Annotated in this window: 10 protein-coding genes; 5 read left to right on the forward strand and 5 right to left on the reverse strand. The window is 65.5% G+C overall.

Translation table 11 applies throughout. The features are described 5' to 3' along the window. Positions 1-663 precede the first annotated feature (663 nt). Complete coding sequence (locus DEM25_RS16405; protein WP_147393348.1) at positions 664-1,482, forward strand: cobalamin B12-binding domain-containing protein; 819 nt, start codon at positions 664-666, stop codon at positions 1,480-1,482. Between the two features lie 12 nt (positions 1,483-1,494). Here DEM25_RS16405 and puuE read toward each other — a convergent pair whose 3' ends face one another. Then, positions 1,495-2,931, reverse strand: coding sequence for an allantoinase PuuE (gene puuE, locus DEM25_RS16410; RefSeq protein WP_109768443.1), 1,437 nt, complete (start codon positions 2,929-2,931; stop codon positions 1,495-1,497). Between the two features lie 122 nt (positions 2,932-3,053). On the opposite strand from puuE, the gene uraH reads away from it, so the two are divergent. Beyond that, on the forward strand, positions 3,054-3,416 hold the full coding sequence (uraH, locus tag DEM25_RS16415; RefSeq protein ID WP_109768477.1) for a hydroxyisourate hydrolase: 363 nt from the start codon (positions 3,054-3,056) through the stop codon (positions 3,414-3,416). 20 nt (positions 3,417-3,436) lie between these two features. Next, entirely contained in the window at positions 3,437-4,660 is a 1,224-nt protein-coding gene (locus DEM25_RS16420) for a urate hydroxylase PuuD (RefSeq protein WP_109768442.1), read from the forward strand. On the opposite strand, the gene DEM25_RS16425 is transcribed toward DEM25_RS16420, so the two are convergent. After that, a complete protein-coding gene (locus tag DEM25_RS16425; RefSeq protein ID WP_109768441.1) occupies positions 4,654-5,826 on the reverse strand; it encodes an acetate/propionate family kinase in 1,173 nt (390 codons plus the stop codon). The genes DEM25_RS16420 and DEM25_RS16425 overlap by 7 nt on opposite strands. Before the next feature lie 7 nt (positions 5,827-5,833). Continuing rightward, positions 5,834-7,219 carry a bifunctional enoyl-CoA hydratase/phosphate acetyltransferase gene (locus DEM25_RS16430; RefSeq protein WP_109768476.1) on the reverse strand — a complete coding sequence of 462 codons (1,386 nt, stop codon included), beginning with the start codon at positions 7,217-7,219 and terminating at the stop codon, positions 5,834-5,836. 159 nt (positions 7,220-7,378) lie between these two features. Here DEM25_RS16430 and DEM25_RS16435 point away from each other — a divergent pair, with 159 nt between their 5' ends. Then, the gene (locus tag DEM25_RS16435) at positions 7,379-8,710 is read left to right on the forward strand and encodes a cytochrome-c peroxidase (RefSeq protein WP_109768440.1); all 1,332 of its coding nucleotides are present in this window, start codon (positions 7,379-7,381) and stop codon (positions 8,708-8,710) included. 12 nt (positions 8,711-8,722) lie between these two features. On the opposite strand, the gene DEM25_RS16440 is transcribed toward DEM25_RS16435, so the two are convergent. Both DEM25_RS16440 and DEM25_RS16445 read right to left on the reverse strand, forming a co-directional pair. Further along, complete coding sequence (locus tag DEM25_RS16440) at positions 8,723-10,252, reverse strand: CRTAC1 family protein (protein WP_109768439.1); 1,530 nt, start codon at positions 10,250-10,252, stop codon at positions 8,723-8,725. Beyond that, positions 10,249-11,526 (reverse strand): ROK family transcriptional regulator, encoded by a 1,278-nt coding sequence (locus tag DEM25_RS16445; RefSeq protein ID WP_109768438.1) that lies wholly within the window; start codon positions 11,524-11,526, stop codon positions 10,249-10,251. Before DEM25_RS16445 ends, DEM25_RS16440 begins: the two co-directional genes overlap by 4 nt. Before the next feature lie 209 nt (positions 11,527-11,735). Here DEM25_RS16445 and xylF point away from each other — a divergent pair, with 209 nt between their 5' ends. Further along, entirely contained in the window at positions 11,736-12,764 is a 1,029-nt protein-coding gene (gene xylF / locus DEM25_RS16450) for a D-xylose ABC transporter substrate-binding protein (protein ID WP_109768475.1), read from the forward strand. The last annotated feature ends 13 nt before the right edge of the window (positions 12,765-12,777 follow it).

The following is a 12,777-nucleotide window of genomic DNA, read 5'->3' on the forward strand; positions in this document are numbered from 1 at the left end:
AACAAGGTCGGGCCGCACCTGGTCNAGCGGCGCGGTCTGGGACGAGGAAACGATCGCCGCCTATCTGGCCGATCCGCGCGGCTATGTGCGGGGCAACCGCATGGCGTTTGTCGGCCTGAAGAGCGAAGAGGAAATCGCCAACGTGATCGCCTATCTGGCGCAGTTCTCCGAGATGTCCGAAGAAGGCGAAGCGGCCGAAGAAGCCGAAGCGGCCGAAGGCGAAGCGGCCACCGAATAGATTCCGCAGCGACCGGATATCGACCCGCCGGCTCCTGTCCGGCGGGTCTTTTCTTTTTGCAGCGCACGCAATGGCTGAACATCGCGGCATTAGACTGATGTCTAATGCCGCGATGTTGCTTCCAAAGGTGGCCGGCCGGACCGCAGATGACGTGTTCCGCGGTGGCGATCCCCCGGCGGAAGCCGGACACAACGCCTTGTTTATGCGCCGTTTACCGCCGTCACGAGCCGGCGTTTCCACTTTCCCCGAGGGCATGATGTCCACAAGGACGATTTTGTCGCATGTTGCTCGCCGGCTCTCTCGTCTCCCGTCAAATTTCATCATAAGATGTTTTCGAGCGTGCGGTCTTTTCCGCCGCTGAGGAGGCAAAATGTCAGGGCGCCGGCAGACACCGGACGACCCAGTGGNGTCGACTGGATACACAATTGCTCGAGCGTGCCATCAAACGCCATGTGGCCGCGCAGGTGGGCGAGGTCGCGGCGCCTTCTGGCGGCGATGATGACCGCGTTGGCCGGCTCGATCCCGAGACGGTCCTTGAGGCTTTCCTTGTTTCCGATCAGGCCTTTCTCGATTCAGTCGTGCCGACGCTGCTGGACAGCGGCGTCAGCCTTTCGGCCTTCTACAAGACAATCGTGCGCCCCGTTGCGGCCAAGCTTGGCGATCTTTGGTGTGAGGACGAGGTCGACTTCGTCAGGGTCGAGATCGTGTCGACGCGGCTGCGGCTGATGTGCAATCAGCTCGTGACGCGGCGCATGGCCGGCCGGACGCCCTGGCACGAAGACGGGCGCCGGCGCATCCTGCTGGCCAACACCGGCGGGGATCAGCACACGCTGGGCTTTTCGATGGCCGAAGCCTTCTTCCAGGACGCGGGATGGAACGTCGATGGCGGCGCCGATCTCCGGCCGGGCGCCGACTATTACGATACGCTGCAGGCCGGCGACTTTCCTTTCGTGGCCATTGCCTTTGCGCGCGACGATGCGTGCGATCCCACCGACATGGTCGCCCGGACCCGGCAGGCCTCCGCCCGCCGCGACGTCAGGATTTGTCTCGGCGGCGTTGCCGTCAGTGCAAGTCCTGATCGCTACCGGGCTGCGGGCGCCGATATCGTCGCGCTGGACGCGCTCGACGCCGTTCGGCAGGCCGAGGGATTGCTTGCCGTTTCGCCATGGGAAAAGGCCGGTCATGCTGCGCCAGCCCCCGCCGACAACGGCGCTGGCGCAGGTCGGGCCGACAAAGGCAGCTAAAGACGAACGGCTCTAACCCGACAGGTCGCCGCCGTGGGGCAGTATTTCGCCCAGGCGAAGCAGGGCGATCCGTTCGACCTGCCGGCAGGCTTCGGCAAATTCCTGTTCGGCGCTGTTTTCAAGCCGTTGCTGAAACGCTTGCAGGATCGACGCCTTGTCGTGGTCGCGTACCGCGATGATGAACGGAAAACCGAACTTTTCCGTGTAGGCAAGGTTCAGCGCCTCGAACCGGGCGCGTTCCCGGTCGGTCAGGGCGTCGAGACCCGCCGAGGCCTGTTCTGCGGTGGAATCGGCGGTTAGCCGCTTGGCGGCAGCGAGCTTGCCGGCGAGATCGGGGTGCGCTTTCAGGACGCCAAGACGTTCGTCATGGGAGGCGGCACGAAACTGCCGGGCGAGCGCGGCATGCAGGCCGATGGCGGTGTCGTTGGCCGGGCCGAGTTCGTCGTTGAAAGCGCGCTCGGCGATCCAGGGCGAGTGCTCGAAGATGCCGCCGAACGCCTCGATGAATTCGGACTTGTCGAGCCGCGAGGGCTTGGCGCGATGCTCGGGCGGAAAAAGGGCGCGCCAATGGTTGGCGATGTCGATGCGCCGGGCGAACCAGACGCCGGATTTCGATTGCGCGTAGTCGATGAAACGCTTGAGTGCCATCGCCCGGCCGGGCCGGCCGGCGAGCCGGCAATGAAGGCCGACCGACATCATCCTGGCCTGGCCCTGTTCGCCCTCGGCATAAAGAGTGTCGAACGTGTCCTTCAGATAGGCGAAGAACTGGTCGCCCGCATTGAAGCCCTGCGGCGTTGCGAACCGCATGTCGTTGGCGTCCAGCGTGTAGGGCACGATGAGCTGGTCGTGCCCGTCATAATGGTGCCAGTAGGGCAGATCGTCGGCGTAAGAGTCGGCCACATAGGCAAAACCGCCTTCCTGTGCGGCCAGATCGACCGTGTTGACCGAGCAGCGGCCCGTGTACCAGCCATGGGGACGCTCTCCCGTCACCTCGCGGTGGACGCGGATCGCCTCCTCCATGTGGTGCTTTTCCTGATCGGGGGAGAAATCCTTGTACTCAATCCATTTGAGGCCGTGCGACGCGATTTCCCAGTCCGCTTGCTGCATGGCGCGGACCTGCGCGGGAGACCGGGCGAGGGCTGTTGCGACGCCATAGACGGTCACCGGAACACCGGCCTGCACGAACAGCCGGTGCAAGCGCCAGAAGCCGGCGCGCGCGCCATATTCGTAGATCGTCTCCATGTTCCAGTGGCGCTGACCCGGCCAGGCGGCGGCGCCGACAATCTCCGACAGGAAGGCTTCGGAAGCCTCGTCGCCATGGAGAAGGGAGTTTTCGCCGCCTTCCTCATAATTGACGACGAACTGGACGGCGATCTTGGCGCCGCCCGGCCATTTCGGGTCGGGCGGGGTCTGGCCGTGGCCGTGCATGTCGCGGGGGTAGCGGTTCATGGCCGCCGGCTCCTGTGTGGCGCGCCGGACTTCACAAGCGCGCGGGATGCTGTCAGATGGTGCATGGACTTGTCATGCCGATTTTCGGCCGATCAGACAAGCATGCGGGGAGAGCGAGCGCGATGGCCGAAGGCGGATTTCTGACGACCCATGTGCTGGACACGGCACGCGGCGTGCCGGCGGCGGGCATGGCGATCCAGCTCTATCGGGTGTCGGGCAATTCGCACACAAAGATCGCCGAGGCGGTGACCAATGATGACGGGCGCACCGATGGCCCCATCCTGCCGGCGGGCACGTTCAAGGCCGGCCAGTACGAGCTGGTCTTTCATGCGGGCGACTATCTGCGCGCCAACGGGCTTGCCGGCGACGAGCCGCTGTTTCTCGACCAGGTGCCGATCCGCTTCGGCATCAGCGACGGCGAGGCCCACTATCACGTGCCGCTTCTGGTTTCGCCCTATGGCTATTCGACCTATCGGGGCAGCTAGCGGGGCGAAGGGCCGAACCGATGTATGATCTCGCCGTCTTCATGGAATGGGCCGAGTTCGCCGTGCGCTGGCTGCATGTCATCACGGCCATCGCCTGGATCGGCTCGTCCTTCTATTTCATCGCGCTCGACCTGGGTCTGAACCGGGATATCGAAGGCCCGGCCGATGGCGAGGAATGGCAGGTCCATGGCGGCGGCTTCTACCACATCCAGAAATATCTCGTCGCGCCCGAGGCGATGCCCGAGCATTTGACCTGGTTCAAATGGGAGAGCTACGCCACCTGGCTTTCGGGCTTCGCCATGCTCGTCCTCGTCTATTATCTGGGCGCCGATCTCTATCTGGTCGATCCGAACGTTGCCGACATTTCGATCCCGTTCGCCATCGCCATCTCGCTGGCGTCGCTGGCGTTCGGCTGGATCGTCTACGACCAGCTCTGCAAGTCGCCGCTCGGCGAGACGCCGACCGTCCTGATGCTGCTCCTTTTCGTGCTGCTCGTGGTCATGGCCTGGGGCTACACGCAGGTGTTTTCGGGACGGGCGGCGCTTTTGCACCTTGGCGCCTTCACCGCCACGATCATGACGGCGAACGTGTTCCTGATCATCATTCCCAACCAGAAAATCGTCGTCGCGGATCTCAAGGCCGGCCGCACACCCGACGCCAAATACGGCAAGATCGCCAAGCTGCGCTCGACGCACAACAACTACCTCACCCTGCCGGTGATCTTCTTCATGCTGTCGATCCATTATCCGCTGGCGTTTGCGAGCGAATACAACTGGCTGATCGCGGCGCTGGTGTTCCTGATGGGCGTGACGATCCGGCACTATTTCAACACGCGTCATGCGCGCGCCGGCAACCCGACCTGGACGTGGCTGGCGACGGCGATCCTGTTCGTTCTCATCATGGCGATTTCGACCTGGCCGCTCTTTTCGGACGATCCGGCCAACCCAGAGGACGCCAGGGCCACGCCCTATCAGGAGCGGATCATGGCGACCGAGGGCTTTGAGGAGGTCGCATCGATCGTGCAGGGACGCTGCTCGATGTGCCATGCCACCGAGCCATTCTGGGACGGCATCGTCTTCCCGCCCAACGGCGTGCGGCTCGAAACGCATGCGCAGATCGCCGCGCATGCGCGCGACATCTACATCCAGTCGGGCGTCACGCACGCTATGCCGCCGGCGAACGTGTCCTTCATGGAGGATGAAGAGCGCCGCGCGATTGTCGAATGGTTCCGCTCGGTTCAGTGAGCGCCTGACAGCGCGGCGCCGACGGCGCGGGCCATCACCAGTTCCTCATTGGTCGGAACCACCATGACGCGGACCCGGCCGGTGCCGATGTCGCGGGCGTTGTCGGCGTTATTGTCCTCGTCGACCGCGATGCCGAGCCATTCCATACCCGCGCAGACCTCGCGCCTGATGCGTGCCGAGTTCTCGCCGATGCCGCCGGTGAAGATCAGCGCGTCGAGCCCGCCGAGCACCGCGCTCATGCCGCCCAGTTCACGGCGGATGCGGAAGACGAAATAGTCGATCGCCTCGCGGGCGTGCGGATCGTCGCTTTGTTCCAGCGTGCGCATGTCATGCGTCAGGCCGGACAGGCCCTTGAGACCGCTTTCCCGATAGAGAAGGTTGGCGATCTGATCGGCGTCCATGCCGTGATGCTGCATCATGTAGAGCAGCACGCCCGGATCGATCTGGCCGCAGCGCGTGCCCATGGGCAGACCGTCGAGCGCGGTGAAGCCCATGGTCGATCCGACGCTTAGGCCGTCGCGCACCGCGCACATGGAGGCGCCATTGCCAAGATGGGCGATCACGACGCGTCCGCGCGCAAGGTCCGGCTCGGTGCGAGCGATTTCCGAGGCGATGTACTCATAGGACAGGCCGTGGAAGCCATATCGCCGCACGCCTTCGTCGAACCATTTGCGGGGCAGGGCGAACGTGTCGTTGACGAACGGATGGGTGCGATGGAACGCCGTGTCGAAACAGGCGATCTGGACGGCGTCCGGAAAGGCGGCGATGGCCGCCTCGACGCAGTCGAGATTGTGCGGCTGGTGCAGGGGGGCGAGCGGCTCGAGCGTGCGCAGCTTGCCGATGACCTCCGGCGTCAGTTCAGTGGGGGCGACAAAGTCAGTGCCGCCATGGACGACACGGTGGCCGACGCCGGCAACGGTCGAACCACCGAACAGGACGTCCGCCCGACCGAGAATCGCGGAAAGCGCGCCGGCATGGTCGTTGGCCTCGATACCGACAACCTGCTTGTCCCCACCGCGTTCGACGATCAGCCTTGTCTGCTGGGTGGGCGACAGATTCTCCACTTGTCCCGATGCGCGGAGCGCCGGTCCATCGCCCTGCGCATAGACCGCGAACTTGACCGAGGACGAGCCCGCATTGAGCGTCAGGATCGCCGCGTCCGACATGGTGTGCCTACTGGTTCAGTTGCCATTGGTGGTAGAGCGCGGCGACCGCGCAGGAGGCAAGCCGTGCCTTGTCGTCATCGGCGCGGCTCGACAGGATCACCGGGCACTTGGCGCCGAGCACGAGGCCGCCCGCCTCGGCATGGGCCAGAAACGTCAGCTGCTTGGCGATCATGTTGGCCGATTCCAGGTTCGGCGCCATCAGAATGTCGGCGTGGCCGGCGACCAGCGAGCGGATGCCCTTGGTGCGCGCCGCATCCTCGTCCACCGCATTGTCCATGGCGAGCGGACCGTCGACGATTCCGCCCCGGATCTGGCCACGGTCGGCCATCTTGGCGAGCGCGGCCGCCTCGATGGTCGATGGCAGCTTGGGATTGACCGTTTCGACCGCCGACAGGACGGCGACCTTTGGCACCTCGACGCCCAGCGCGCGGCCCAGATCGATCGCGTTCTGGATGATGTCGACCTTCTCATGCAGTTCCGGCGCGATGTTGATGGCCGCATCGGTGATCATCAGCAGATGATCGAGGCCGGGCACATCCATGCAGAAGACGTGGCTGAGGCGCCGCCTTGTTCGCAGGCCGCCGTCGGATTTGACGATGGCGCGCAGAAGGTCGTCCGTGTGCAGATGGCCCTTCATGACAGCGCCGGCACGGCCCTCGTGGACGAGCTGGACGGCACGGGCCGCCGCGACCGAATCGGTCGGCGCGTCGATGATCTCGAACGGGTGCAGATCGACGCCCATTTCGACGCCCGTTTCGCGGATCTTCTTCTCGTCGCCGACGAGGATCGGCACGATCAGAGTGTGTTCGGCGGCCAGCAGCGCCCCGCCAAGCGACTTGGGATCGTCGGGGCAGACAACGGCGGTGGGCAGAGCGGGCAGCGGTTCGGCCAGCTCAAGCAGCCTGTCGAAATGGACGTGCCGCTGCACGGTCAGGCCGGGCAGGTCGTCGGCGGCGAAACTCAGTTTCGTCTTCGGCGCGATGACCGTCGCCTCGCCCTCGACGATCGGCGCGCCGTCCGCCTTGGTCACCGTTGTCGCGAAGACTGCCAGGCGTTCGGGTTTCTTCTTGGCTAGCCGGATCGTGACGGTCAGTTCGTCGCCGGCATGGGCGCGGCCCAGAAAGCGCAAATTCTGGCCTTTGTAGAGCGTTCCCGGGCCGGGCAACTGGTTGCCGAGCACCGCCGATATCAGCGAAGCCACCCACATGGAGGGAGCGATCGGCTCATCGGCCTCGCCGTCGCCGTCATGGTCTCCCTTGGGCAGGTGAACCGGATTGTGATTGCCCGAAGAAGACGCGTAGACGAGAAAATCCTCGGCGCGGCAGAGGCGCTTGGCGGACGCCTCCATGCCTATCTCAAGGGCGTCCCAGGGCGTGTTGGAATAGGTGTTCATCTCATCGAGGTCCCGAAAGGCCGCACCGCATGCCGGTTCCTCCATCGGGGCGCTGTCATAGTCAACCGCCAAATCGGCTTTGCTTGGCGACGGCTGTCGCGGCGATTGCAAATCGCATGTCGAGGCGGCAGTCTGCCAGCGCATGATCGGGAGGAACGGATGCGCCGCTCGCTGTTGATGTTGATGCTGTGCATGCCGCTCGGGACCGCCGCTGCCGCCGACCTGCCGCCGCCTGTCACCGACGACATGTTCGCGCCGGTCGACGAGGCCGAGGCGCGGCTTGGCTGGCAATTGTTCTGGGATCCGGTCCTTTCGGGCAACCGCAACATCTCCTGCGCGACGTGCCATCATCCCGATTTCGGCACCGGCGACGGCGTGTCGCTGGCCTTGGGAGAGGGCGGCATCGGGCTCGGTCCCGACCGGCGCGTCGATCCCGAAAATCCGCCCGAACAGCGCATTCCGCGAAACGCGCCGGCGCTGTTCAATCTCGGCGCGCGCGAATTCACGGTGTTGTTCCATGACGGCCGGATCGAGGTGGACGAGACACGGCCCTCGGGCCTGCGCACGCCGCTCGAAGACGAGATGACCGCCGGTTTCGCCAACATCCTGTCCGCGCAGACCATGTTTCCGGTCCTGTCGCAGGACGAGATGGCTGGCCACTACAGCGAGAACGAGGTGTCGCTGGCCGTCCGCATGGGGCGGATCACCGGCGAGGGCGGCGCCTGGGACCGGATTTCGCAGCGCGTGGCGGCGATCGATGCGTACCGGACCCAGTTCGAGACGGTCTATCCGGAGATCGGGGCGGGCCGGGCCATCGCATTCACGGATATCTCGAACGCCATCGCCGCCTTCATTGCGTTCGAGTGGCGTTCCGACAAGGCGCCGTTCGATGCGATGCTGCGCGGTGAGGCGGAACCGACCGGCGCTTCGGCCAAGGGATTGGACCTGTTTTATGGCGAAGCGGGCTGCGCGACGTGCCATGCCGGCCCGTTCCTGACCGATCACGGGTTTCACGCCATGGGGCAGCCGCAGATCGGGCCGGGCAAGGCCGAACGGTTCGAGGCCCATGCGCGCGACATTGGCCGGATGCGGGTGACGGGCGACCCCGCCGACGCCTACAAGTTCCGGACACCAAGCCTGCGCAACGTCGCTCTGACGGCGCCCTACGGCCATGCCGGGGCTTTTGGAGAACTGGACGCGTTTTTGCGCCATCATGTCGATCCGGCGGCAGGCCTTGCCGCCTATGATCCCGGTCAGGCCGTGCTTGCCACGCTGCAAGGCGCCGACGATTTCGCCGTTCTGAACGATGCCGACGAGCGGACGGCGATTGCCGAGGCGGTGGAGATCGAACCGGTGCCGCTGGCGGATGCGGACATTGCCGCGCTCGTGGCGTTCCTCGGAACGCTGACGGACCAAGCCGCCGCCAAGGGCCGGTTCGGCATTCCCGACGCTGTGCCGAGCGGGCTGGAGGTCGAACGCCAGCGAGATTGAGCGGAACGTTGCTCAATCGTCGCGCGTGATGGTCCAGATGCGGCCGGCGGCGAGCGTTCGCCATTCGGTCATCGTTCCATCCGGCCAGATCACGCGGATCTCCGCCGTCTCGGCGTCGCCGAGGCCGAAATGCTGAGGCAGGGCCGATCCGCCGGCATGGCCGCCGCCGATGGTGATCTCGCGCGTGTGAATGCGGCCATCGATCCGCGATTCAACGATTGCGCCCACCGCGTTGATATTGCTGCCCGATTGGCGGACATCGACCATCAGCCAATTGCCCGCGTGGGGCGTTGCGTTTTCATGCACCTCCAGCGGCGCGCGGCGGTTGACGACGATCAGGTCCAGTTTCCCGTCGGCGTTCAGGTCGGCGAGCGCGGCGCCGCGAGCGCGGTCGGTCGTGGCGACGCCGGCCAGATGGGCGGTTTCGGCAAACGAGCCGTCCGGTTGCCGGACCAGCAGATTGTTGGGGTCTTCGATCGCATTGGAGGGCATCTGGTCGACATTGCCCTTGGCGATGAACAGATCGTCGCGGCCGTCATTGTCGACATCGCCGAATTCGGCATGCCACCCCGTCGACGGGCGTCCGTCGTCGCCGATGAACGGGCGGTGCGCGTAGGAGCCCATCTCGAAGGGTGCTGCTTCATAGCCCGTGTCGGTTGCGATCTGCAGGAGCTGGTCGCCCATCGACGTGGACATCACTTCGGCGCGGCCGTCGCCGGTCAGGTCGCGCGCGGCGATCCCCATGCCCCACAAGGACACGTTCGGCCAACCGTCGGTTTCATCGAGGAAGCGCAACGTCTCGAGATCGAGCTTCTGCTCCGATCCGCCGCGGACATAGTAATGGCGATCGTTGGAGATGCGCAGAAAGGGCCTGCCCAGGCGCCGTTCGTCGGAAATCAGCATGGACAGCGCACAAAAGCCGGGCTCGATGCGGATCGGCGGAGCAAAGCGGCGGCCGGCCGGCCGGTGCAGTTCGTTGGCATCGCACGCTTCGAACGGGCCTTCGGGATCGGCACGGTCGACATAATTGCCGACCGCCAGGGTCGGCCAGTGCTGCCCGTCTTCCCATGTGGCGGAAAAGGACGTCGACCAGCCATTGCCCGGCGCCAGGGCCCATTGAGCGGTTGCATCGGTGAAGCGGCAATCTGCTCCGCCCTTCAGGATCACGTTCGGGCCGACCCGCAGGACGACCAGGTCCATATGGCCGTCGCTGTCGATGTCGAGCGGGTAGGCGCCGGTAACGCCGGTGAGTTCGGGCAGGCCGGCGCCGCGTTCGAACCGGACCGGCGCGCCCGGCGCTTCGCTGACGTTGACGAAAAGCCGTGCCGGGTTTTCGCCGCCTGCAGCATAGGCGTCGGGTCTGGCATCGCCATTGCAGTCGAAGACCGCCACGCCGCCGCCGACGAAGTGCTCCCATCCGCCCGCATAGATGTGCTGGACCGGCAGATCGGCGGAGCGGTCGACAAAGACCGGATGATCGCCATTGGCGTGCGCCGGCGCGGCATGGGCGAGCAAGGCGATGAGGAGGATCGCCCGCCTCATTTTCCGGTTGTCTGCGCGCCGAGAAGATCGTCCGTCACGGCGGCGAGCGCCAAAGCGGCCGCGCCTTGCGCCCAGATCATGTCACCCCAGGCATGGGTTTCAACGCGCGGGCCCTTGGCATGGGTCGCCGGCGAGAGACTGGTCATCTCGGCGAGCACGTCGCGCGCATAAAGATAGTCGTAGCGCATGCGCGCGCCCGAAAGGATGATCAGACCGGGATCGAAAAGCGTGACGACATTGGCGAGCCCCAGCGCGAGGAAGCGCCCGGCGCGATGGAAGATCGAGCGCGCGGCGGCGTTGCCGGCCTTGGCGTGGCTGAACAGGCTTTCGAGGATGATCTGCGGTTCGCGCTCGGCGCTGGTCCAGTTGAGCGCGGTCGATGCCTCGCGCACCAGCGCATAGTCGGCGACATAGGCTTCAAGGCAGCCGCGCTGGCCGCAGCGGCACAGCGCGCCGTCCAGATGCACCTTGGTGTGGCCAAGCTCCATGCCCATGCCGCCGGCGCCGCGATAGATCTCGTGATTGACGACCAGCCCCATGCCGACGCCGTGCTCGATGGTGACGACGGCAAAGTCGGGCAGGGCGCGTCCGGCGCCGAACCAGAGTTCGGCCATGGTCAAGAGGTTGGCGTCATTGTCGACAGAAACCGGCTTGCCGATCCGCTCGGCCACCATTTCGGCCAGCGGCACATCGGTGTCGGCCATGATGGGCGACCATTGGATGCGGCCGCGGTCGGCGTCGACGAAGCCGGGCACGCCAAGGCCGACGGCGGCCAGGTCGTCGCGACCGAGGCGGGCGGCCCGGAGCGCCGCGTCGAGCATGTCGGCGGTTTCGGTGAGGATGTCGGCGGTCGAATGACGCGCATGGGCGCGGGGCGCGCTGGCCTCACCGATCCGGTTGCCGGCAAAGTCGACGATCACCGCGGAATGGCTGGGCGAGGACAGTTTGATGCCGGCGACAAAGCGGGCCCCGGGCCGCACGCTGAGCGCCACGGGTGGCCGTCCGCGTCCGCTTTCGGCGTCGCGTTGCGGCGAGCCGGTCTCGCGGATCAGGCCGGTGTCGATCAGCTCGGACGTGATTGCGGTGACCGAGCCCGGGCTTATGCCGACCTTGCGGGCCACATCGACGCGCGCGATCGAGCCGGCCGCACGGATTGCCTCGAAGACCTGCTGGCGCAACGGCTTGATCGAACTGGACAGGGGCGGCGTCAGCGGGCCGCATCCGGTCGGTGCGAGATTTGGCAAATCCCTGCGCAAAAGGACGTCAACGGCCATTTTCTTCAGGCGCCGACATAAATAATGGCGTTCCGGCGACCGGGATCGCGTTGAAACACGCCATGTCGGCGCTTCCTCCCAAGCCGAGGGTAGTCTTTTTCAGCGAAAGGCGTCAAATTAATTTTGACAATTGAATTTAATATGCGATGGTGTCGTACGGCCTTACGGTCGCCGCGCCGGAGGAGGCGCACATACGGGAGGAAATCATCATGCGTAAAGCAATCGTGCTTGCGGCCGCCTTGGCTGTGGGACTGTCTTCAACCGCCCTGGCCCAGGACAGCGTTACCGTCGGCGTGAGCTGGTCGAATTTCCAGGAAGAACGCTGGAAAACGGACGAAGCGGCGATCAAGGCCGCGCTTGAGGAAGCGGGCGCCGAATATGTGTCGGCGGACGCCCAATCATCGTCCGCCAAGCAATTGTCGGACATTGAAAGCCTGATTGCGCAGGGCGTCGATGCGCTGATCATCCTGGCTCAGGACGCCCAGGCGATCGGGCCCGCCGTGCAGGCGGCTGCCGACGAAGGGATTCCCGTGGTCGGCTATGACCGGCTGATCGAGGATGCGCGCGCTTTCTACCTGACCTTCGACAATATCGAGGTCGGGCGGATGCAGGCGCGCGCCGTTTTCGCCGCGCAGCCCACCGGCAACTATGTCATGATCAAGGGCTCGGCGCAGGACCCGAACGCAGACTTCCTGCGCGGCGGCCAGCAGGAGGTGCTGCAGGAAGCCATCGATGCCGGCGACATCACCATTGTCGGCGAGGCCTATACGGACGGCTGGCTTCCGGCCAACGCCCAGCGCAACATGGAGCAGATCCTGACTGCCAACGACAACAATGTCGATGCGGTCGTCGCCTCCAATGACGGAACCGCCGGCGGCGTCGTTGCCGCGCTCACCGCACAGGGCATGGAGGGCATTCCCGTCTCCGGCCAGGACGGCGACCATGCGGCGCTGAACCGCGTCGCGCTCGGTACCCAGACGGTATCGGTCTGGAAGGATGCGCGCGATCTGGGCCGCGCGGCCGGCGAGATCGCCGTTGCCATGGCCAACGGCACCGCGATGGGCGACATCGAGGGCGCGGCGGCGTGGACATCGCCCGCCGGCACCGAGATGACCGCCCGGTTCCTCGAGCCGGTTCCGGTCACCGCCGACAATCTGACGGTGGTCGTCGATGCGGGCTGGATCGACCAGGAAACGCTCTGTCAGGGCGTGACCGGCGGTCCCGCTCCCTGCAACTGATCGCAGCCTGACA

Origin of the sequence: Oceaniradius stylonematis (assembly GCF_003149475.2) — a bacterium.
GTDB classification, from domain to species: Bacteria; Pseudomonadota; Alphaproteobacteria; order Rhizobiales; family Rhizobiaceae; genus Roseitalea; species Roseitalea stylonematis.

Excerpts from the sequence above, each read along its gene's own strand:
- puuE (WP_109768443.1), bottom strand. The coding sequence starts at position 2,931 with ATGAACCGCTACCCCCGCGACATGCACGGCCACGGCCAGACCCCGCCC.
- uraH (WP_109768477.1), top strand. The coding sequence starts at position 3,054 with ATGGCCGAAGGCGGATTTCTGACGACCCATGTGCTGGACACGGCACGC.
- DEM25_RS16420 (WP_109768442.1), top strand. The coding sequence starts at position 3,437 with ATGTATGATCTCGCCGTCTTCATGGAATGGGCCGAGTTCGCCGTGCGC.
- DEM25_RS16425 (WP_109768441.1), bottom strand. The coding sequence starts at position 5,826 with ATGTCGGACGCGGCGATCCTGACGCTCAATGCGGGCTCGTCCTCGGTC.
- DEM25_RS16430 (WP_109768476.1), bottom strand. The coding sequence starts at position 7,219 with ATGAACACCTATTCCAACACGCCCTGGGACGCCCTTGAGATAGGCATG.
- DEM25_RS16435 (WP_109768440.1), top strand. The coding sequence starts at position 7,379 with ATGCGCCGCTCGCTGTTGATGTTGATGCTGTGCATGCCGCTCGGGACC.
- DEM25_RS16440 (WP_109768439.1), bottom strand. The coding sequence starts at position 10,252 with ATGAGGCGGGCGATCCTCCTCATCGCCTTGCTCGCCCATGCCGCGCCG.
- DEM25_RS16445 (WP_109768438.1), bottom strand. The coding sequence starts at position 11,526 with ATGGCCGTTGACGTCCTTTTGCGCAGGGATTTGCCAAATCTCGCACCG.
- xylF (WP_109768475.1), top strand. The coding sequence starts at position 11,736 with ATGCGTAAAGCAATCGTGCTTGCGGCCGCCTTGGCTGTGGGACTGTCT.